The organism is Streptomyces sp. NPDC003697, from assembly GCF_053587115.1.
Genome location: NZ_JBSFNN010000033.1, coordinates 1 through 21315, shown reverse-complemented (window position 1 = coordinate 21315; position 21315 = coordinate 1). Strand labels below are relative to the sequence as shown.

Below are 21315 nucleotides of genomic sequence, written 5' to 3'. Positions count from 1 at the left end.
TGGACCTGGTCCTGCTGCACACCCCCGAGCACGGCCGCTCCGGCGACCGCAGCGCCCTGCCCACGCACTCCGGGACGCCTTCGCCGTCCTGGAGAAAGCTGTGGTGGACGGATGTGTGGCCGGGTCGGGAGGTGAGTCCAGAAGCTTCGCTGCCGTCCGGGCGCCCACCCCCGTTGGGTGCCCGGACGGCTGGTTAGGCACCTCAGGCGGGGGCTTCGGCGCCCCGGTCCGAATGGTTGGGACGGGCCCCCGCGGTGATGTGCCGATGGTCACGTATGGTCGGGACGCCAGGGGCTGCAGGTGTCGGTGCCTGCGTCATCGACGCAGATTCGGTACTTGATGTTCTGCCGTCCGGTGAAGGAACGGTCGAAGTCGACGTGGCTGTGGCAGCCGAGGCTGTTGCGTAGTGTGCGGGTGGCCGCGCCCGCCCGGCGGTACTGGGCGTAGACGTCGTTGCCGTCACACTTGGTGTCGGAGACACGAAAGTCGTCGGTGCTGCTCCAGTAGTTCACGCGTGCGGCCTCGGAGCGAGGACTGCCGGTCTGCACAGTGACCTGTCCGGAGGCCGAAGCAGATGCCGTGACCACGGCGATGGTCAGGGCGGTGGAACTGGTGATGAGGAATCCGCGCTGGAACCAGCGGGTCATGGATGTGCGCATGGTGGTCGTTCTCCCTGCGTGCGTGCGTGCGTGCGTGCGTGGGTGGTCATGGCACGGCCCAGCGGTACTGACGATGCCCGGCATGTGGGGATGGCCAGTCCGCAAGGACCGTCCCGGGGACGGCTCAGAAGGTGTTCGCGTCGAGGGCCTTCTGGAGCTGGGTCGTGGTGGCCTCGTCCCAGCTGTCGTGTGGTGGCAGGCCCAGGTGCTTGTTGAGGGCGGTCACGGTGTCGGGCCCGGTGAGCCCGTCGGCGGTGACGCCGACGTAGGCCTGCAGGGCCTTGATCGTCAGCGGGCCGAACGCCCCGTCGACGTCGAGTCCCGCGCCGGCCTTTCCGTTGAGGGCCCGCTGCAGGGCCGCACAGGTGGCCGGCCCGAACTGGCCGTCCACGACGAGCTGCTCGGCCGCGGCGACGAGCGCCTTGGGCTTGATGACGCCCGGCTTCCCGGCCAGGGCTGCCTTCATCACCGCGGCGGTGTGGGGCCCGTATTCTCCGTCGACGGTGAGCTTGTGCGCGGCCTGGAAGGCGCGGACGGCCTTGTCGGTGGCGGGTCCGAACTGTCCGTCGACGGTGAGGCCGGCGTGCTGGACGGTGTTGAGGTTCTTCTGCAGTGCCTTGACGGCCTTGCCGGTGGAGCCCTTGCGCAGGATGCCGTCGTGGGAGGGCATCGGGGCGGCGCCGTCGTAGGCGGGCCGGCCGTAGCCGACGACGCAGGCGCTGTTGCGCAGGCGGCGGCGGAAGGCGTCGGAGGTGTTGCCCTCCAGGGTGGTGATGGTGCCGTTGGAGTGGACGGCCTCGACCAGACCGACGTGGTCGATGCCGCTGATGGAGCGGCCGCCGGAGAAGTCGAAGAAGACGATGTCCCCGGCGCGGATGCCGCCCAGTCCGTAGTGCCATCGGCCGTGGTTCTGGAAGGCGCGGGCGTGGGCGGTGGTCAGGGCGAACTTGCCCATGACGGCGGAGAGGTTGCCGGAGTGGGCGGCCTCGTAGCTGATGGACATGTCGCACCACGGGCCGGAGAAGCCGTACCAGGAGGTGACGACGTTGTGGTTGGAGCCGGGCGGGTGCTCGGTGGTGCCCAGCAGCTTGCGCGCGGCGGCGATCATTCCCTGTGCGGATCCCATGGCAGGTGTCAGAGCTCCGTGTCGTCGGGGAGTGCGTCGAGGTCGGAGGTGACCTCGTGGGCCGGGTCCTGGCTGACGCCAATCTGGTCGGGGTCGACGTCGAAGACGCCGGCACCGGCCGCCGGGTACGGCGGGGTCTGCTCGCTGTCGCTCATCAGAGTTCCTCTTCGAAGTGATGTGACTGTGCTGGAAAGGGGTCCTCACGCCCAGCGGCCGCGGCCGGAAGACGCGAAGCGCCATGGGGCCGTAGGTGCCGTGCTGGTCGCGCCGGCCGCCTTGCACCACCGAGTTCAGCGGACCGGCCATTGAATGGGCAGTCGGTTTCGCCGTCCTGATCAATGACTGCGCCGCAGCTCATGGGCGTGGTGTGCGGGGCTGACCAAGGAAGTCCGCCTGTGCTTGCCGTGGCCTCACGGGTGCGCGTAGTTTCACCGACCACAGCGCTGCGTCCACGGGGGAAGCGGCGCAGGGGGTGATGTCGATGGCGGGACGTCCGGAGAGTCCGCTCGATCCGAGCGCGGGTCCGGTGCAGCGGCTGGCGTTCGAGTTACGCAAACTCCGTGCAGAAGCCGGGAGCCCGACCTACCGGGTGATGGCGCAGCGCGCGGGGCAGGGGGCGAGCACGCTCTCGCAGGCGGCCGCGGGGGAGAGGCTGCCGACCCTGCCCGTCGTGCTGGCCTACGTGCGTGCCTGTGACGGCGATGAGACGGAATGGGAGGCGCGGTGGCGGGAGGCGGCCGCGGAAGCGGCGGCCGAACCCCGGCCCGGCGACGAGGACGCCGAGCCCCCGTACCGGGGCCTGACCCGCTTCGAGCCCACAGATGCAGATTTGTTCTTCGGCCGCGACGGACTCACGGAGCGCCTGTTCCAGCAGGCCTGCTCCCGCCGCTTCACCGCCGTCTTCGGCCCTTCAGGTTCGGGCAAATCCTCACTGCTGCGGGCCGGCCTCATCCCCCGCCTCCGAACCACTGACCAGGCCGGGCCGCGGCCGGCCGCCCTGCGCGTGCTCACCCCGGGCGAGCACCCGATGCGCACCCACGCCCAGCGCCTGGTGCCGGCCGACGGGGACGGCGACACGTGGCTGATCGTGGACCAGTTCGAAGAGCTGTACACCCTGTGCACGGACGCCGGTGAACGCGACCGGTTCATCGGCCACCTACTGACTTCCACTGAGCCGGCGAGCCGACTACGCGTTGTGATCGCAGTACGCGCTGACTTCCTCGGCCGCTGCGCCACACATCCCCGGCTGACCGCCGCGCTGCAGGATGCGACCGTGCTGGCCGGCCCGATGAGCCGGGAGGAACTGCGCGACTCCATCGTCAAGCCGGCCCAAGCTGCCGGGCTGATCGTCGAACGCGTCCTGACCGCCCGTCTCCTGGACGAGGTCGAGGACCAGCCCGGCGCGTTGCCGTTGATGTCACACGCCCTGCTGGAGACGTGGCGCCGCCGCAGAGGCCGTGCCCTGACGGTCGAGGCCTACGAGGCGGCCGGCGGCCTGCACGGGGCGATCGCCCACACCGCGGAGGAGGCCTATGCCCGCCTCACCCCGGAACAGGCCGACCTCACCCGTCGGATCCTGCTGCGGCTGGTTACCCCGGGTGAGGGCACCCCCGACACCCGACGTCCTGCTCCTCGCACGGAGCTCGAGTTCGATAGCTCCACAGACACGGCCGTTGTCCTCGACTGCTTGGCCCGCGCCCGCCTGATCACGCTCAACCACGACACCGCCGATCTCGCCCACGAAGCCCTCATCACCGCCTGGCCGCGGCTGCGGCAGTGGATCGACGATGCCCGCGAGCAACTGCGCCTTCACCGCCAACTCACCGAAGCCGCCCGCACCTGGAACGATCTCGATCGTGACCCGGGCGCCTTGTACCGTGGCACGCGCTTGGCCGCAGCCCAGGACGTCTTCGGTCCTGCCCGCCAGCCGGACCTCACCGCATTGGAAGTCGCCTTCCTCGCCGCCAGTGCCGATGCGCGTGACGAAGCTGAAATGTCCGCAGCGCGCACCACGCGGCGCCTGCGCTCATTCGCCGCGGCCCTGTCCGTGCTGCTGGTCCTCGCGCTGACCGCGAGTGGGATCGCCTTGAATCAGAGCCGGGTCAGCGAGCAGCGGCGGGATGCCGCTGAGGCTGCCCGACATGTGGCCCTGTCCCGGCAGCTTGCCGCGCAATCGACTGGCCTCATGGGTACAGACCCCGAACTGAGCTCGCTGCTGGCCATCCAGGCCTACCGGACTAGCCCCACCAAGGAGGCAACGACCAGTCTGTACGCCGCTGCCGCTTCCCCTCTCATACGTCGCCTCACCGGCCACTCGGCGTGGGTGTCGGCACTGACCTTCAGCCCCAACGGGCAGACCCTGGCCACCGCGAGCGACGACCACACGGTGCGCCTGTGGGACCCGGCCACCGGCCGCACCCGGAACATCCTTGCCGGGCATCATGACGGCGTCGACTCGGTTGCCTTCAGTCCAGACAGCAGCCTCCTGGCGACTGCGAGCGATGACCGCACCGTGCGCCTGTGGAACGCAGCCACCGGTCACCCGGTGCGGCAGTGGCACACCGCAGGCAATGGCCCCGGTGAACGGGATACCAACGGGCATCCCGACAGCAAGGCGTCTGTGGCCTTCAGCCCGGACGGACACACCCTTGCCACCACGAGCGACGGCCGCACCATAAGCCTGCGGGAGGTGGCCACCGGCCGCACCCGCACCCCCCTCACCGCCCCCGACGTCACGGCGTCCGTCGCCTTCAGCCAGGACGGCCGCACCGTGGCCACGACAAGCGAGCAGGGCACGGTACGCCTGTGGGCCACAGCCACCGGCCAACTGCATCTGACGCTCCCCGAAATCAACGCAGGCGGGGGACCGGTGACCTTCAGCCCGGACGGCCGCGCCTTCGCCATCGGCAGCACCGTCGATGGCACTGTTGGCCTGCGGGACGTGGCCACCGGCCGCACCCGTGCCACACTCACAGGCCACGCCGATGCGGTCAGGGCAATGGCCTTCAGCCCGGACGGCCGCACCCTGGCGACTGCGAGCGACGACCGCACCGTGCGTCTGTCGGACGCGACCACCGGCCGTACCCGCCTCACCCTGCCTGGACGCACCGACTGGATGGTGTCCCTGGCCTTCACCCCGGACGGCCGCACCCTGGCCACCGGCAGCTACGACGGCACCGTAAGGCTATGGGATGTGAGCACCCTCCAGCCACGCCTCACCCTAGGCCGAACCGGAATCGTCTTGTCGGCGGCGTTCAGTCCGGACGGCCACACCTTGGCCACCGGTAGCTACGACGGCACCGTAAGGATGTGGGACACGGCCACTGGCCACTCATACGCGGCCATCGCCACTCATCACGATGTAGCGCTGCTCGCGTTCGGCCCGGGCGGCCGCACCCTGGGCATCGCCAGTAGCGAGGGCACGCTGCGCCTGTGGGACGTGGCCACCCGCCACTTACGGACCGTGCTCAGTGGCCGTGACGGCCACACGGGGGCAGTGGTGTTCGGCCCTGACGGCCGCACCCTGGTCACCACAGACCTCATCCGGAAGCGCCCCAGCGCCACAGATCAGCTCCTGGAAAGCGTGCGGCTGCGGGACGTGGCCACCGGCCGCACTCACACCATCCTCGGCACCACCGACGGAGTGGCATCGGGAGCCTTCAGCCAGTCCGGACACACCCTGGCTGTCAGCGGCCATGACGGCACGGTACGCATCTGGAACATGACCACACAGCGTGTGCGCACCGTCCTCATCAACGGCGGCGCAGGAGCGTCGGCTTTGAGCCCGGACGGCTCCACCGTGGCCACCGCAAGTCCAGGCAACACCGTGAAGCTGTGGAATGCCGCCACCGGTCAACTCCAGACCACCCTTATCGGCCATCAGAACAGGGTGACATCAGTGGCGTTCCACCCTGACGGACACACCCTCGCCACCGGCAGCAACGACGGCACCGTGCGTCTGTGGGATACCACGACCGGCCAGCCTCAGGCGACTCTCACCACTCCCACGAGTGTCGCCTCGGTCACCTTCAGCCCCGACGGACACACCCTGGCGGCCACAAACGACAGCCCTGATCGCTCTGGCCGAGCCGTGCGTCTGTGGGACGTGTCCCCGCTCGACCTGTCCAAAGCAATCAGGAATATCTGCCGGGCCGTCCACCGCGACCTCACCACGCGGGAACGGTCGGTGTACCTGCCCCAGCTCAGTGGTGGCAGAGACACGGACATGTGCGGGTGCCGTCCGGCGTTGACGCACAGTCCCTGACGTGCCAGGACCAGCTGCCACGCTGACGACGGGTTGTTCATATTCCTGTGCAGGTCCGCGACGGGAGCGAGATTGATGTGCTTCGTGGTCTCCAGCTGGGCGTGGCCATGCAGGTCCTGCAGCATCCGCCACGGATCGCCGTACAGCAGCCGGAAGTCCCGCCGCTCCTCCGGCGTCAGGTCCTCCGGCGTCAGGCCCATGCGCCGGTCCATGACGTGGTTGGGGACCATGAGCATGAGCAGTGCGAAGCTGTGCCGGGCCACGGCCTTCCACCGCCTGGGGCGCGAAGGGATGAGCAAGCCGGGCACGCAGGCGTGGTCAGCCATCGCCGCCCGGGACGCCGGCCCGAACCGGCTGCCCCATTGGCGCTCTCGAACTCCTTGCGAACACAGGTACGAGAAAGCGTGCCGGTGTGAGGACAAATAGAACCGATCATCACGGCTGCGTATGGAATGACCCGCAGCTCCTGTGCTGTCCCCTCACGCATGCATGATCGGTTCAGGGCCGTGATCTGTTCCACGCGGCTCGAAAATGACGAACATCGGCAAGTTGGGGCGGGTGCATGGTGAAGACAGGACTCAAGAGGTTGTCCGTTGTGCTGTCGGTGCTCGGGCTGGCCTTCAGCGGTGTGGCCGCCACTGAGGGGACTGCGCAGGCAGCCAGCTACGGCTGGGTGTACATCTCCTTCCCGAAGTGGCTCGGGAACTGCCCGAACGCCACTGTCAAGGGCATCCAGGCATACACGGACTACTGGAGCACCAACTGGGACATGGGTGATGACCTGGTGTACGGAAAGGTGGCTCTCGGCCAGCGGAACACCATCATCGGCAACCTGTTCTGCAAGCGGCCCACCGGCGGTTACTACCAGGCCGTGGCCCGCTATGACGTCGTGCCGACGCGCAGCGGGCAGACCGTCTGGGTCGGCCCTGGGGGATGGACCCGCAACTGACGGACGTACCGGATGAGCGGAGGCCCCCCACGCGCAGGCGTCGGGGGCCTCCGGCCGTCGGCCGCGCTCCTGCTCGCTGCCTGTTTGCGGGGTGCTCATGACGGCTCCCGTACGGTCCAGCGTGGAGGGGGCGGAGTCGGGTCGGCGGTCGCCGTGTCGGGGTCGGCTTTCATGGGGGCGGGTGCCAGGACGTGTAGCGTGGGGATGTTCGTGCGGCGTACCTTCTCGTTGGCGGCTGCGACCAGCTTCGCCGCGCTCCGGGGCAGTTTCGTGCCGTACGCGGGTGCGTCGTCCAGGCGGCCGGTGTCCGCGTCGAGGGCCACGGCCTGGACGTGACCGGCGGGCTGCGGCGCGGCCGCGGGGAGGATGTCGTCGAACTGCGCGAGGGCGCTGCCGCCGGCGGCCGGGGCGACCATGCCGCGCTCGGTCATCATCATGCCGATCGCCGCACCGAGCCTGAGCGGCTCAGGCGGTCACGGTGTATGACAGTGCCGGTGCGCCGTCCCCGGCAGGCAAGCGGCGGCGGCCTCGGACGGCCACCTGCCGCGGCTGCTGCCGGTCCTGGGCTGAGGGGCGGGCGACGGCGCCTCACTACGTTTGTCGCGCCCGCACGTTCAGGGTGTGTCCGTCGTCCGGGCTGGATACGTGCCGCACGCGGTGTGGGAGCGGGAGACGGCGGTCAGGTAGCGGGCGCGCTCCGTTGCGGTGAGGCTGCGGCCCACCCGCTTGCATAGCGTCGCGATCCAGGAGTCGACCGATGTGTCCCAGGACAACACCTCGCCGCCTTCGGTGGTCGACCACAGATGCTTCCCGTCGGGCGAGAAGGCGAGGCGGCTCTGCGCGCCCGTGCCTCCGGTGCCGGACCAGGAGAAGTCCGGGGCCGGGAGGACCATGTCCGCCAGCCGGTCACCGGTCCTGGCGTCCCACAGCCAGACCGTGCCGTCTCCCGACAGTGTGGCCACCCAGCGGCCGTCCGAGTCCACCGCGAGACCGCTCCCGCCGGACCCGTCCGACCGCCACTGCAATGCCCCCGTCCGGGTGTCCCACCTGGTCAGCGTGCGACCGTCGACTTCCGCGTACAGGCTGCGGTTCTTCTCGGAGAGGGCCAGCGCGTCCACGGTTCCGTCGCCGAGGTCAAGTTGGTGGAGCAGGCGGCCCGAGGGCACGTCGTAGACACGGACGGGGCCTTTGCCCGAGGCGATGGCTGCGAGGGCGCCGTGTTCGCTCAGGGCCATCGTGTATTCGGTGAGGCCGATTTTCTTCCGGTCGTCGTCCGACAGACGGGGTGCGGTACGCGGAAGAGCCGTGGACAGGTTGCCGGCTCTGGGGTCAAAGGTCAGTACGGCTCCGTCCGTGGTCAGGACCACGGCTCGGCCGTCCTGTCTGTAGGCGACCCGGTTCCATCCCAAGGTGTCGCTGTTCTCGGGCAGAGGGACGGCCGCGGTTTTGCGCAGCGCCCCAGGGGTCTTCTTCCACATCGCCAGTTCGGTTTGCGACACGGCGTACAGGGTGCTGCCGTCCGGGCTGAGGGCAACGTCGTCGTACAACATCTCCTTCTCGTTGCTCGGAACGTCCTTGCCCCCGGCCCAGAGGTGCAGCGTGAACGGGGACTTCTCGTTGGTTTCCTGGCTCCAAGCCACCTGCCCGTTCCTGCTCACGGAGAGAGGCGGCGGGTTTTCGGCCGTCGCCCCGTCGACGATCTTTGCGCCGTACCTGTGCAGGGTGGGCCCTGCCTTGCCCAGGTCCCAGAGTGCCACGGTGCTGCCACTGGCCGACGCCAGACGCTCGCCGGCGCCTGGTGAGAACGTCAACAGCGTGGGCGCCCTCATCCCGGGAAGCGAGTCCATGGCCACGTGGGAGGGGTCCTTGTCCACCCCGAGACCCCACTCTCCTTGGCGAGTGCCTCGAAGGTCTTGCCCGAGGTCTCCTTGGCGGCGCGCAGCCGCTGGACGAGAGCCCGCAGCTCGGGGGGTGCGCTGGCCGGGATGGGGCTGAGCGGTCGGCCGGCCATCTCAGAGCACCCCGCCGAACGCGCGGCGCAGGTCCAGGTGCAGCCCCGGCCGGGCACGCGCGAGCCGGCCGGCGGCCGCGGCCGCCAGCATCCCCAGCGCCGCGGGTACTTCGTGGCCGGTCGCGGCCAGCGCGGTGACGGCAAGGACGACGATGACGATGACGACGGTGTCGCCGGCCGGGAGACGGTCGGCGAGCGGGTAGGCGATGCCGCACTCGGCGGCCACCGCGGCGACCGCACCGGCCGTGGCCAGGCGGGCGGAGAAGACGAACATGATGCTCCTCGAACTGATGACGGGACAGATGGAGCTCGCCGCACGGCCGTTGTGGGTGAGGTGCCCGCAGGCCTTGGCGAGGCCTCGATCGTGGCATCTGACCGGCCCGGCGGGCCAGGCCGATCACACGCATTCCGACACCTGTGTCCACACGGACGTACCGTCGTCGTCCGAGGTCTCCATCGTCCATCACCGCAGGTCAACGCGGTTCGGACACGGCATTCCGTCTCTTTATCCAATTGGGCACCCTTGAGACGGTAGCCCCCTCAGCACACCCCTCGAGACCGCCCGGCCCGTAACGCCCTGCCGGTCACCGCGGATCCAGAACACGAACAACTCGCCACCTCCATCCGGGCCGGCCGGTCCGCAACAGCCCACGCCCGGCGGCGAGCCAGGGAGGTCGTACCTCTCCCTCGACCGGCCGGCGTTGTCAGTGCCACGCCCCAGGGTGCCGGGCATGGCCCGTTCCTGGACACGACTGCATGAGCACCTCGGCGCTGCGCCCGGCCCCCTGGACTTCGGCATGGTCGCCAAGGCTGCTGCCGACCGGCTGGCGGAGTCCGACGACCTGGACTGGAAGGAACAGCTTCCCCAGCCCCCGCGCGAGGGCCGCTGGAACGAACTGGCCAAGGACATCACCGCGATGGCCAACACCCGCGGCGGGGTGATCATCTTCGGAGTGCGGGACACCACGTGCGAGCTGGTCGGCATTGACCCGGAAAAGGCGAATGCCGAGCAGTACGCCCAGTGGGTCCGCAACCACGTCCACCCCTACCTGCCCGACCTCACCTTCACGGTCCTCACCTCGGCCGACGGCGCCACCAGCGTGCTCGTGGCCGACGTCCCGGCCAGCCCCATGGCCCCCCACCTCGTCTACGGCACCGCCGCCCGGGACAAGGACCAGCAGGCCGCCGTCGCCCCTTACCGCGACCGCGACCACACCGCCTGGATGGCCGAACACCAACTCGAACGCGCCTACCGCGACCGTTTCACCCGCGCCCAGCGCGCTGAGGACGAAGCACACCACCTGCTCGCCCACGTCCAGGAGACGGTGTCCGCCCAGCACATCGAGCCAGCCGCCTACTTCGGCGCCCTGGCCCGCCCTGAACGCCCGCTGCTGTGACACCTGGGCACGTACGGCCTACAGGCGTGATTCGTACGCGATATGTACGCTCTCATCCCTCAGCCGGTTCACCGCCCCGTGAGAACCATGACGCCGGTCCGGTACGGCGCACCCTGATGGCTGCCCCGCCGACTCGGAGCTCCTCGCGAGCGAGCCAGGTTCCCCGGCTGGCCGGGGACCTGCTCGCCGCCGTCGCGCCCCGCCGTCCGCGGCAGACGGGCGACGGCTTGCCGGAAGCTCACTGCCCGCTCGTCTCTGGCAAGGGCTGAGCCTCTGCTGCACGACTCGTCCCCTCCGCTTCTAGGACGTCCTCCACGCTGCACGCCTTCAGGATGTCCTCCACGCTGCTATCCGTAGCGATGAAATCAAGCGCACTCACGACATGGATCGTGATGCCCGGTTCTCCCTGCCACTCGTCCTCGCACCGCAGTAGACGCAGCCGTACCCGTCGTGCCACCTCGCGCCAGGTGGCCGCGAACGGGCTCTGAACGACGGGTTCGTGCCCGATAACTGGATGCGCGGAGGAAGCAGAAGCGCTGCTGGAGGCAGTACGCGGAGCGTCCGGAAACTGCCTCACTGCGGACTGCATGAGGCAGACCCCCCGCACGGCACTCAGCACCCCCGTGATCGGAAGTGTCTGCGTGGGCGCAAGCGGACCAAGACGCCAAGAAGGCACCTCGCTGTCGAACCGGGCTAGCGCGACCTTATGCGCCGTCTCGAAGTTCGTGTACAGACGCTGGTACGCGGCGCTGACTGCATCCTGGTCTGCGGCCGTCGCGGGCAGTGCCTCACTGGGCATCCCGATGCTGTGCTGCTGCGTCGCTGTCCTGGTCTGATCGGCTTGGACCCGGGCTTCGTCGACGATCTGCTGCGCCTGGTCGCGTGCCTCCTCCAGGAGAGCTTCGGCTTGCCTGCGGGCCTCCTCCCGGATCCCCCAGGTCTCCTGCTGGACCTGCTCGGCCTCGCAGAGCAGCTTCGCCACCGTACGGCGCGCCTTCTCAAGGCGCCCCATGGCCTGCGCCCGTTCGCGTCGGATCGTCCGCCGTGTCTCGGCGAGCAGGCCCTCGGCCGTGCGCCGGGCCTGTTCGGTGATCCGCCTCGCCTGCGCCTGGGCGCAAGCGGCTACGTCCAGGGAGTCCACGACCGTGGCCCACGTCCCGAAGGGCTCGTGGGCGAGGGAGGACGACGGGATGACCGTGCCGGGAGCACTGCCGGCCGGATCGGCGGCTGTGGCCGGGGCGGCCGGGGTGACGGCGTCGATCTCCTCGAGGGCCTCCTCGGCGCCAGGGACACTGTGGTCGGCAGCAACACGCAGCCACCGCTTGGCGGCGACGTAGTTGCCGCGCCTGCGGTAGTCGTGGCCCAGTGCATACGCCTCATGTCCCAGCACCGCAGCATCCGCCTGCGCCCGCAGGCGGGCCTGCTCCTGCACGGTACGGCCCTTAAGCCGCCCCATCACGGCGGCGAAGCCGTCCGCCTTCTCGACCGGGCTGAGGCGGAGTGGCTCGTGCCGCTCACCATCGTGGTCCTGTCCGAAGTTCACTGGTGCCCCTCCTTCGCCGTCCCGGCGGTTTCATAGCCGTCCACCCGCAGTGACTGCCGCAGCTTGCGCAACGCCGTCTTCAGGATCTTCTTCATGTTGTCGATGCCGACCCCCAGGATCTCGGCGCATTCCTTCACCGGCAGATCGGCTTCGTACCGCAGCTGCAGAGCGTGCCGCTCGCGCTCGTCGAGCCTGGTCAGCACCATGCTGAGATCGACGCGATGGGCGACGTCCGTGCCGAGGTCGACGTGCTGGACGACGTCCGCGAGGTCGATGAGGTCGTTGGCCTCGACGGTCAGGACCCGCCCGCTGCGGCGGCGATGATCGCTCCAGCGGCAGCGGGCGATCCGATACAGCGTCGCCACTGGATTGGGATGCTCGGGGTTGTGCGGCCACCAGGCGAAGAACTCCTCGAAGACCTGGCCGAGGATCTCCTCGCCGTCGTCCCGGCTGCCGGCCGCGCGGGCCAGGAACCGCAGCACTCCGTCCACGTGCGCTTCGTAGAAGGCGGCGAGCGCCGCCTCGTCGATCTCCGGGATGCCGGTGATCTCGCTGCAGGGCTCGGCCGCCTCCTGGCCGAGCCCGGCTCCTGAGTGGTCCTGCACGGTCACCGGCGCCGCCTTGCCGCGACCGCGCGCCCGTCCACCCGCGCCCCGCGCCCGGCGGACACTTCCCGGCGTGGCGCACCGGCGGACCCGGTGCCTGTCAGCGACCACACCCCGGTCCCGCCGCGGTGCACCTGGACTCCCTGGCCGCCCTCGGCGACCTCGGCCACCATCTCGGCCAGCAGCTCCTGCTCACGCTCGCGCCGCTTCTCCCGGGCCAGTTGTACCCGTCTCCACTCGCGCGCCGCGATGACCACCGCCGTGACCAAGAGGGTCATCACCCCCTCGGGCACCAGCATCTGCTGCATCTCCTGCACCGCCCCGTTCCTCGACTCCCGTGACCTTCCACCGTGTTCATCGAACGAGCAGCCCATGACGGGTACCGGAGACTCCAAGATTTTTTAACCGGGCCGTTCACGAGCCCCACCATCTGCACCCCCGCCTGTTGTCCGATGTGCGTCAACGCACGGCTCGCCTCCAGGCCCCCCGTCTCGTCGTCGAGGGCCGGAAGTCGGTAGGTCAGCTGGTGGAGGAGGCCGGTGGGCGGTAGCGGGGGAGTGCCCTGGCGACGCTTTCCAGGCCGGCGGCGAGGTGTTCAGGCAGGGATCTTCCGTTGCGGTGGGCTTCCTGGTCGAGTGATCGGGACACGGCGAGGGCTGCCTCGACGCCGGGTGTGAACTTTTCGGGGCGGACGTCCATGCGGCCGATCGCGGCGGCGAAGGTTTTGAGCCCGGCGGCGAGCGCGGCGGTGTCGTAGTGGGTCAGGGTGCCCGGATAGACGCGTTGTGAGGTGCGCCGGGCGCGCGGGGGTGCGGGGCGTGCCCGACGGCTGCGGGTGATGCGGTGGTAGGCGTCGATGTAAGGGCGCTGATGGGCCGGGGGGACCTTGCAGGCGGTCAGGAACGTCACCATCTGCCCGACGGTGGTAGGCAGGGACTTGCGGTTGACGATCCGCGAGGCCGTGGTGAGCGGTAGCCGTGCCTGGTCCCGCCGGTTGAGGCTTCGTAGAGGCGGGGCGCCGGCTTGTTCGTAGGCGGCGGCGAGAGCGGCGCCGAGGTCGTCAGCGGTGCGAATGAGGGTCGGGTGCGGGGCCTTGACACGACGGAGCCGGTCGCGCTGGGCGGTGCGGCCGCGGGCAAGCAGGAGGCTGGCCCTGTCGAGGTCTTCCTCACGGCCTCGGCAGGCGCGGACGTAGGCGGCGAGGACGGCCGGGGTGGGGGCGGCGGTACCGGACTCCGCGCGCTGGACGGCGCCGCGGGAGATGCTGGCAGCCTGGGCCAGGGCGCGCTGGGGCAGCCGTGCGGTGCGCCGCAGGGCGGTCAGATGCTCGGCGAGATGAGCGTAGGGGCGCTTGCCGGTGTCGGCGGGGACACGGGTCATGCCGGGCCGCCTACTTGCCCGCGCCGCGTACGGCGCTTTCGGCGAGGACGGTGAGCAGGCGGCGGCCGCCGCCGGGCGCGGCCAGGGTGGCCGCGCCGATCGCGCCCAGGCCGCCCAGCAGCGTGAAGACGGTTTCCAACGGGGTGCCGGCGAGGAACAGGCCGCTGCCCAGCACCAGGACGGACAACAGCAGGATCAGCGCGTGCGTGGGCCCCAACCGCTTCTCGGCGGGGGCCGGTTCGGCGTCGTCGGCCGCGGCGGGGTGGATGCACGAGCAGGGTGCAGCCGGGCCGGCCGCAGACGCGGCCGGGCGGGCGGTGAAGGTGTCGCTCATGGTGAGCAGGACTCCGTCCTGACGGGGGCCCTCGGCGAGACGCCGGGGCCCGGGTGCTGGTCGCAAGACTGCGCCGCCCGTGGGCAGTTGGACCCTGCCGATCGTCGGGCTGCGCGGCACAAGCCTTCCATGCACGGCCGTCACCCCGCCGCACCGCGAGTCCACTTTGTGCTTTATGGGAAGTTGTGGCCCCACGGCTGTTCCCCGCTCCGCGATCCAATCCGCAGCCCGGCCGAGGCGCCAATACCGGCGTGCCACCAGGCGAGCTGCCGGCGCCCCGTCGCTGGCGCGGCTCACCATCTGTTCCGGCCGACTTGCGGTCTCGGCCCCGCCACCAGGACGGTAGTGGACAGCACGGCACCAACGGCGAGTTCGCCGGTGTCTTCCTGACGGCACCTGGTCGCAAGCCCGAACCCGTCCCGGAACCCTGGCAGGCGCGTTGGACCCGCGTCCGCCGACACATCGGTCCGGCACCCCACCCGGGTGCCGGACCGACGCGCATGCCCCACGCCCGGCACAGGGCACCCGCCGGGAGAGCCGGAGCGGGGAACAGCCTGCGCTGCTCACCGCGCACCGTCCGCCCGTCGCCGCTCCGCACCAGGGCCGCCCGCGCTTGCACCGACGGCGACGCCCCGCTCCAACCGCCACCGCCCGCACCACAGTCCGGCTCTCCCCGACCTCATGCCACGTGCCCTGGCACCCACCACGAGGCTCCCTGCCTCCACCCAGCGGCGCGCTGGGCAGCGGCCGTCCCTGCGCGGGGTGCTGTCACCTCCCGGGTGCGCCGCACCCGCGGGCGGACCGGGCGCTCCGCAGCGACATCAAGGAACTGTGACCCACGTCACTTGCCGCGAGGGGGAGAGTGCCAGGCCGCCCGGATGCCATCGATCGTCCTGAGCCGCTGACCAGCAACTCTATAGAAAACCCTGCAGAAAATCAGGACCTCGAATAGGCACTCCGCGACCCGAGAACCCCGGTAACTCACTAAGACTTCTTAGAGAGAGGCCACCCGCGAGCTCGCCGAGTGAACTGCCCGACTGCGGGACTGCGGTAATGTGATCCTTCCCTGACGGGTCACCGCTGATTGGCGGTCTGGATACCAGAAGGGAGGTAATGACGCATGTCCGAGCCTGCTCACCAGGGCAGGCCGGCGAGGACCAAGCTGCTTCGCCGCATCTGGCGGGCCTTCGCCCGCATGCGGCCCGTGGCCACTGTCCTGCGGGTCGTCTACTACGCGCTACGTGTGATGGACGAACTGACGGACTGAGCTGCGAAGAAGTGGCAGGACCCATCCCGCGGGAACGGGATGGGCCCTTAGTCCACGTCGTGCCGGGTGGGCCTCGTGCACGTTTGCTGGGTGCGAGGCCCACACCCATGTGTGGACTGCTGACCGCTACATTAGCACGACACCAAATCTAATTGGCAACCAACCTGCACTCCCCGAATATTTGAACCGGGGCCGTTTACTTTGCTCGGCGATTATAAATTGGTCCGGCTGTCGAAATATAACGTCGGTCGGGAAAATCTTCGCTGCACGCGCGTCGCCACTAATTTGGGCTGAGCAATAATGATTAGGGCAGACAGGTTTGCGACGGTTGCTGTCCCGGTGCCAAACCGCACCTCTTCCAGGCGCCGCCGGTCCGTCACCGCAGCCAGGACCGCCCGGCGTCACGCCTGCTCAGAAGCAGGTTGCCTGCTGGATGCACGCGGCAGGCCACTGGCGTTCCTGCCACAACCGGACGCAGCGTCAGGAACGCCAAGTCCCCCTACGCGATGAGGCGTCCACCGCCCGTGCCTGGCTGACAATGAGGCTTGGGCGGTCGTGCGAAGCATGCTCTTCCGGGTCCGTCGGTACCACGGGTCGACAGACCCGAAAACGCTCACCGAGTCGTTTTCCGGGGCAGCAACGGCCACAGGTTCATACGATTTCGGCCTGCCCAAAAATGCGCCGCACCCCCTCTGACCTGCGGAGACGCGAGACAGTTGGTCCTGTAGAGTGGGGCGGCGGTCCACCAGTCGCCACCGCGTCACCGGCACGGTGACAGCCGGAGGAAGACCGCGCCGGCGGCGATGGGGGAGGCAGCCAGCCCGGTCAGCGCGCCGGCTACACCCCAGCGCGCGCCCGAATGGTCCTATCGCCGTCGGAACCCACTCATTCGCGACACCCCGAAGCCCGACGGCAGCTGATGCCGCGTACATCCGAAGGCGGCCACGGAGATGATCACGGCCAGCACCTCGTGGTCCCCTCGCCGACGCCGGCCGCCGCGTTGCGGACGCTCCTGAGCGGGAGGAACCACCCGCCCTGATCGCTCCCACCGGCCTTGCTGCACCACCAACAGGCGCAGCAGTCACCCAGGCTGCCGCGAGATCACGTCATCCGGGTTACCAACGCCCTTCACCAGGGTCGTGGTGCGCGCCGCCCCTTACCGCCCGCCTTGCGTCTCGCGACTCGTGCAGGGTGTGGGTCCATGCCTCCATGAAGGCGGCCGGGCCGGTGTCGTCGCCGGGGAGACGGAAGATGTCCGGGTCGGCCGTGAGCTGCTCCATGAGCACCTCGTACAGGTTGTCGAAGAACGGCTCGAGGAAGAGCGCCAGGGACTCGGCGAACTGCCTGGGGGAGGGGTTGATGGCGATGACGTGGTCCAGGAACGGGAACATGCCCCATTCGTCGATCCGCTGCCGCAGCGCGGCCTGGGCCGGGGTGTCCGGCAGGAGCAGTCCGTGCAGGAGGTACAGCCCGTAGAAGCAGCGCAGGCCGACCAGTACCTCCCGTGCCCGCACCAGCTCCTCATCGCTCGCCCGCTGCACCCGAGCCACCATGTCCGCGTTCTGCTGAAGCAGCCCCCAGTCCACCGGCGGCCCCTCACCGCGCTCCGCCGCACCGAGCGCCCGCGCCCAGTCCTCGACCGTCATCCCGAACATGCCGAGCGCGGCCAACGACTCGGCCAGTGCATCCGCCCCGACCTCCTGCGCTCCGAAGCCGATCGCGGCGACCAGATGCACCATGCTCCTGGAGTCGGGCCCCTGCGCCTCGGCCGGTACGTCCTCGCCGGCTTCGAGCGCCGCGCGCATCAGTGCGGGGTGCGCCGCCCCGCGGTACAGCCCCATGAGCCGGCCGGCGGCCGCGTACAGCGCGTCCTGCCCCTCCTCGCCCGCCCCGGCCGCGCTGCGCGCGAACTCCACCAGCCGCTGCGACGCCGAGCGCTGCAGCACCCACACCAGGGCCTCACGCACGGCGGCCACCGGCGGCTCCGGTACCAGGACCGCCCCCGGCGCCGCCGGCGCCGCCAGCGTTCCCGGGGGCGCTGGCGGCGTGCCGGCCTCGGCGAACCACTCCAGCACGGCCAGCCGCCGGTCACGTCCCTGCCGTAGATGCCGGGCCAGCGCCGCCGCGGTCTCCACCACCAGCGGATCGACCGCGTCGACGACCGATCCCCGGCCCTGCCCGAGCCCCCGGCGCCGGTGCCGGGGCAGCAGCCCCGTCCGCCGCCAGCTCTCCAGCTGGCTCGCCGTCACCGTCAGATCCCGCGCGGCAAGTGCACGGATCACCCGTTGATCCGCCGGGCTCGCAGCTCCTCGTGTCATGCCCGCCATTAGAACCCCGAGAAGTGCTTTTAGAACCCCGAGAGGTGCCCTTTTTTCGCGGGTTCCGTCTCTGGCTCACTGGTCTTCAACCAGCACCGGCAGCACGTCAACTCCAAGGAACCAGCCCGGCCATGACCCCTCGCCCCCGTTCCCGCGTCCGTACCCAGGCGGCCACCGCCCTCACCGCCGTGCTCCTGACCGACGCCATCACGGCCGGCTTGGACCGCCCCGGCCACCTGGTGCGCCTCCTGGCCGTCCTCGCGGCCGTGCTGGGCGCTCTTACCGCCACGCTCGTCCTCGCCGCGGCCTTCGCCCCCACCGCCACCACCCGCACGGCCGCCCGCACCACCCTCGACCTCGTGCTGCGCCTGGTGCCCTGGTACACCCCGCGAAGCTGACAGCACGCGCACGAGAACGCTGCCCGCACAGGCCGACGCCCCCTTCGCACCGAGCAGGCGGCTCGGACGCCGACTGTGGGAAGACGTGATCGTCCGCAACCATGTCCGCCGACTGCTCACTGGTGCCGGGCACATCCGCGTCGGGCAACACCGCTGGTTCGGTGGGATGCTCTGCTCGGAGACGACGCCCTATTCCAGCAGCGGGCATGCCTCCCGCACGCGATCGGTACGCGAAATGTGCGCATGCGTGCGGGCGTCTCGGAGGCTTCGGAGGCTTCGGAGGCGGCGGGTCGCGCCACTGGCGCTCCCTGGCCCTCGGCCCCCGGCGCCGGACATCGTCCTCCAAGTGTCCCCGCTGTCTTGCGCCGGTCGTGGGCAGGTGTGCGGGCTTAGTGATAGAAAGCGCTTACTGTGTCTTTTGGGATAAATCGCTGAGTCCCCAGGTGCGGTGCGCCCTCGTAGGGGAGGGAGTGAACGGCCAGGACGAGTGCGAGGAGGACGTTCATCGGAGCCCTTTGTGCGAGCTCGCCGCGCGTCGGCGAGGCTCACAGTGACCGTGCCGCCGGGGGAGAGCCGCGCACGCTCGACCGCCTCCCGGCCGGACCCCCCGGGGCCGTCGTGGCCTCCGGCCCGGGGGCCCGCGGTTCGCCTGGCGACCGAAGTGTCCCGGTCGGAGGCACGTGCGTGCCTCCGACCGGGAGCGGGGCCCGGTGAGGGCCCCGCTGCTTCGTCAGTGGCGTGGCAGGTCGCGGCCGGCATCACCACCGACAGAGCTGCCGAACCGGTCCCGCAGCCAGGACCGTGCGTAGTCCTCGGCTACCGCGCGGGCGGCGAGCCCGGCGGCCTTGCGCACGACCCACCCGATGGCCTCGCGCAGTTCCGCCTCCGGCATCGCGTGAAAGAGGTAGACGGCGGCGACGCAGGCCAACAGCAGCAGGCAGCCAAGAAGGGGGCGGGGGAAGGGGGACGAAGGTGCGCGCAACGGGTCTCCTCTACGCAACGGGACTACGGACAGCGCCTGCTGGTGCTTTGAGCGCCAGTGCCTACCGTGACGGCGGTGCCCGGGGCGGCACGCTCGACCAGCTCCCTGGCGGACCGGCGCCGGGCGGGCGACGGGCAGGCTCTCCTCCTGAGGTTGTCGGCCCGCAGCACCCGGGCACACTCAACCCGCCTCCGCTCCGCCCCGCCGTCCAGGCCTCGCCCCCGGCCCGTTCCTCCCCGGCTCTCGGCTGCGCCCTGGCGCCCTCCGCGTGCCCGCCCGGTGCGCACGCCGGGACCCTGCCAGGCTGGGCGGGTGGCCAGGGGCGACCTGGCCACCCGCCCAGCAGTGCGCCAGCGGTGTCGCTACTGCTGGTTGTCGGTGTTCTCGGGCGGCGCTTGGCGGCGCCGCTGCCGCCAGGCCTCGACGCGCGTCTTGATGGCGCTGTCAAGGAGAGCGCCGGCGGTCTTCTCCAAGATCCAGGAGGCGCCCTTGACGAGGAGGGACCAGGCTGTCTCCGTCTCGGGCATCACGGCGAGGAGGAGGCGGGCCAGGAGCTCGAAGAGGTACAACGCGAAGTCCTTTCTGGGGCCAGCCCCGTGGCTGGCCTCCTACGTATGAGGGTGCGTCCGGCGGTGAGCCGGGCAGTCTCGACCACCTGCCGGCAGGCGTGAGGACGTGGGCGGCAGGTTCGGCCCCGGGCCGCGTGCGGCTCGCAGGGCGCGTCACCGCCCCGTCTCCGGCCCCGGGGGCCGGCGGGAGCGCAGACAGACCTGCTGCTTCGTCAGGGCCGCCTCAGGCCGCGGCCGCACCGGCTGCCGGGAGGATGGCTGTCGGAGCAGGCCAGGCATCCAGGGCCTCCTGCGCCGCCGTCCAGGCCGTCCTGCGCAGCGCTCAACACGCCACTTTCCGCAGCTCGCCCGGCACCCCGCGACCGAAGAGGAGCGCGCCCGCGATACAGGCTGCGATGAGGCACAGAACCACCAGGCGGACGAACGAGCGGTCATCGGGCACAGCACTCCATATCGTCAGCGGCCAACAGGCCTGAGCACAGCGCCTGCTGTCGTCATCGGCGCCCACCCACGAGGGTGATGACCACGCCCTGGGCGACTGTCCCGACCAGGCGAGCCAGGACCGGCACCTGGCGGACGACCAGCAGGTTCCCTACGACCGTGCCGGGCCCCTGACCAGCCGCCACAGCCAGCCGCCACCCCGCCTCACAGCAGCGCCACTGGACCCCGCGCCCGCATCGGCAGCCGCAACACGTCCGCCCGCCCCGCCCCGCGACTGCGCCCAGCAGTCCGCAGGGTCGCCGGCCACCAGCGGCCCGGAGAGCGGCCGCGCCCTGGTGGCCCGGGCGGGTCGGGCCCGGGCCACCAGACAGCCGTCACTGGCGCGAGGAAGCCCCTTCCGCTTCGGAAAGGGAGCCCGTCTGCGGCCCGCAGGCTTCTCGGGGCTGGACCCTGCGAAGCTCGACAGCGCTCAACAGCGCGCGCCCCGCCTGGCACAGGACATCCGGGCCCACACCCGGACCGACGATGAGAGCTTGGACGATGAGCACGAGCCCGTGAAGAAGATCCATCTCGCTGACAACCTTTCCGAAGGAAACGAACTGACGTGAGGGCCCGCTCACTTACGACAACTCGCTGCCAGGAGCCGGCCTCACCCCTGCGACCGTCCGAAGCCGCGCCCTGTGCGCAAGCAGCACCAGCAGCCGGGACCCCAGGCGGTGACGGTCCGGATTGACCAAAACTTCTGCGCGAAGGGGAACACCCCACCCAGTAGCCAGCCGCCCGCGAACGGGACCCACCACGCCCCTTTTCGTAGCCAGCCCGGCCCGCGCCAGCGGGCCCAACGGTCCTGGGGGCGCAGCCGGAAGGACCGCCAGGCGGGGGAGCGCAGCGGACCCGCCGGCCAGGCCGGGCGAAGCGGAAGCCTGGTCCGGGAGCGCAGCGAACGGACCATCAACCGTGGTGCGCAGCACCACGGTTGTACGGGTGGCGCAGCCACCCGCCGGCGCTCACGCGGAGCGGGGGCGCAACACCCGTGCGCAGCACGGGTGTTCGCTTGCTCCGGGCGCAGCCC

General features: G+C 70.4%; 19 protein-coding genes and 1 pseudogene. 5 read left to right on the top strand and 15 right to left on the bottom strand.

Annotation, left to right across the window (positions count from 1 at the left end; genetic code table 11):
* Positions 1–269 precede the first annotated feature (269 nt).
* The 3 genes from ACWDNY_RS15765 to ACWDNY_RS15755 all read right to left on the bottom strand — a co-directional run bounded on the left by ACWDNY_RS15765 (position 270) and on the right by ACWDNY_RS15755 (position 1940).
* On the bottom strand, positions 270–659 hold the full coding sequence (locus ACWDNY_RS15765) for a hypothetical protein (RefSeq protein WP_451646312.1): 390 nt from the start codon (positions 657–659) through the stop codon (positions 270–272).
* Between the two features lie 124 nt (positions 660–783).
* Positions 784–1785 carry a peptidoglycan-binding protein gene (locus tag ACWDNY_RS15760; RefSeq protein ID WP_451646311.1) on the bottom strand — a complete coding sequence of 334 codons (1002 nt, stop codon included), beginning with the start codon at positions 1783–1785 and terminating at the stop codon, positions 784–786.
* A gap of 8 nt (positions 1786–1793) precedes the next feature.
* Positions 1794–1940 carry a hypothetical protein gene (locus ACWDNY_RS15755; protein WP_451646310.1) on the bottom strand — a complete coding sequence of 49 codons (147 nt, stop codon included), beginning with the start codon at positions 1938–1940 and terminating at the stop codon, positions 1794–1796.
* Between the two features lie 326 nt (positions 1941–2266).
* Between ACWDNY_RS15755 and ACWDNY_RS15750 the strand changes: the two genes are divergently transcribed.
* Together ACWDNY_RS15750 and ACWDNY_RS15745 are read left to right on the top strand one after the other, a co-directional pair.
* Positions 2267–6049: an nSTAND1 domain-containing NTPase gene (locus tag ACWDNY_RS15750; protein WP_451646309.1), complete on the top strand. Its 3783-nt coding sequence runs from the start codon at positions 2267–2269 to the stop codon at positions 6047–6049.
* A 562-nt stretch (positions 6050–6611) separates the two neighbouring features.
* Entirely contained in the window at positions 6612–6998 is a 387-nt protein-coding gene (locus ACWDNY_RS15745; protein ID WP_451646308.1) for a hypothetical protein, read from the top strand.
* Positions 6999–7093: 95 nt separating this feature from the next.
* Here ACWDNY_RS15745 and ACWDNY_RS15740 read toward each other — a convergent pair whose 3' ends face one another.
* The 3 genes from ACWDNY_RS15740 to ACWDNY_RS15730 form a co-directional block, all read right to left on the bottom strand.
* Positions 7094–7435, bottom strand: coding sequence for a hypothetical protein (locus ACWDNY_RS15740; protein WP_451646307.1), 342 nt, complete (start codon positions 7433–7435; stop codon positions 7094–7096).
* Positions 7436–7612: 177 nt separating this feature from the next.
* On the bottom strand, positions 7613–8872 hold the full coding sequence (locus ACWDNY_RS15735; protein WP_451646306.1) for a WD40 repeat domain-containing protein: 1260 nt from the start codon (positions 8870–8872) through the stop codon (positions 7613–7615).
* Positions 8873–9010: 138 nt separating this feature from the next.
* On the bottom strand, positions 9011–9283 hold the full coding sequence (locus ACWDNY_RS15730; RefSeq protein ID WP_451646305.1) for a hypothetical protein: 273 nt from the start codon (positions 9281–9283) through the stop codon (positions 9011–9013).
* A 457-nt stretch (positions 9284–9740) separates the two neighbouring features.
* On the opposite strand from ACWDNY_RS15730, the gene ACWDNY_RS15725 reads away from it, so the two are divergent.
* The gene (locus tag ACWDNY_RS15725; protein ID WP_451646304.1) at positions 9741–10406 is read left to right on the top strand and encodes an AlbA family DNA-binding domain-containing protein; all 666 of its coding nucleotides are present in this window, start codon (positions 9741–9743) and stop codon (positions 10404–10406) included.
* A gap of 238 nt (positions 10407–10644) precedes the next feature.
* Here ACWDNY_RS15725 and ACWDNY_RS15720 read toward each other — a convergent pair whose 3' ends face one another.
* The 5 genes from ACWDNY_RS15720 to ACWDNY_RS15700 form a co-directional block, all read right to left on the bottom strand.
* Complete coding sequence (locus ACWDNY_RS15720) at positions 10645–11949, bottom strand: DivIVA domain-containing protein (RefSeq protein WP_451646303.1); 1305 nt, start codon at positions 11947–11949, stop codon at positions 10645–10647.
* A complete protein-coding gene (locus ACWDNY_RS15715) occupies positions 11946–12560 on the bottom strand; it encodes an RNA polymerase sigma factor (protein ID WP_451646302.1) in 615 nt (204 codons plus the stop codon). The genes ACWDNY_RS15720 and ACWDNY_RS15715 overlap by 4 nt, the downstream gene beginning before the upstream one ends.
* Positions 12557–12871 (bottom strand): hypothetical protein, encoded by a 315-nt coding sequence (locus ACWDNY_RS15710; RefSeq protein ID WP_451646301.1) that lies wholly within the window; start codon positions 12869–12871, stop codon positions 12557–12559. Before ACWDNY_RS15710 ends, ACWDNY_RS15715 begins: the two co-directional genes overlap by 4 nt.
* 202 nt (positions 12872–13073) lie before the next feature.
* Positions 13074–13934, bottom strand: coding sequence for a helix-turn-helix domain-containing protein (locus ACWDNY_RS15705; protein ID WP_451646300.1), 861 nt, complete (start codon positions 13932–13934; stop codon positions 13074–13076).
* Between the two features lie 10 nt (positions 13935–13944).
* Positions 13945–14268, bottom strand: a complete 324-nt coding sequence (locus tag ACWDNY_RS15700) for a hypothetical protein (RefSeq protein WP_451646299.1) — start codon at positions 14266–14268, stop codon at positions 13945–13947.
* A gap of 1120 nt (positions 14269–15388) precedes the next feature.
* Here ACWDNY_RS15700 and ACWDNY_RS15695 point away from each other — a divergent pair.
* Positions 15389–15535, top strand: coding sequence for a hypothetical protein (locus ACWDNY_RS15695; protein WP_451646298.1), 147 nt, complete (start codon positions 15389–15391; stop codon positions 15533–15535).
* Between the two features lie 871 nt (positions 15536–16406).
* Here the strand turns inward: ACWDNY_RS15695 and ACWDNY_RS15690 are convergent.
* Positions 16407–16616: pseudogene (locus ACWDNY_RS15690) on the bottom strand (hypothetical protein); the annotation flags it as partial.
* Positions 16617–16650: 34 nt separating this feature from the next.
* Complete coding sequence (locus ACWDNY_RS15685; RefSeq protein ID WP_451646297.1) at positions 16651–17817, bottom strand: hypothetical protein; 1167 nt, start codon at positions 17815–17817, stop codon at positions 16651–16653.
* 167 nt (positions 17818–17984) lie between these two features.
* Here ACWDNY_RS15685 and ACWDNY_RS15680 point away from each other — a divergent pair, with 167 nt between their 5' ends.
* The gene (locus ACWDNY_RS15680) at positions 17985–18251 is read left to right on the top strand and encodes a hypothetical protein (protein WP_451646296.1); all 267 of its coding nucleotides are present in this window, start codon (positions 17985–17987) and stop codon (positions 18249–18251) included.
* A 730-nt stretch (positions 18252–18981) separates the two neighbouring features.
* Here ACWDNY_RS15680 and ACWDNY_RS15675 read toward each other — a convergent pair.
* Positions 18982–19233, bottom strand: a complete 252-nt coding sequence (locus ACWDNY_RS15675; protein WP_451646295.1) for a hypothetical protein — start codon at positions 19231–19233, stop codon at positions 18982–18984.
* Between the two features lie 362 nt (positions 19234–19595).
* Complete coding sequence (locus tag ACWDNY_RS15670; protein WP_451646294.1) at positions 19596–19802, bottom strand: hypothetical protein; 207 nt, start codon at positions 19800–19802, stop codon at positions 19596–19598.
* Positions 19803–21315: the final 1513 nt, after the last annotated feature.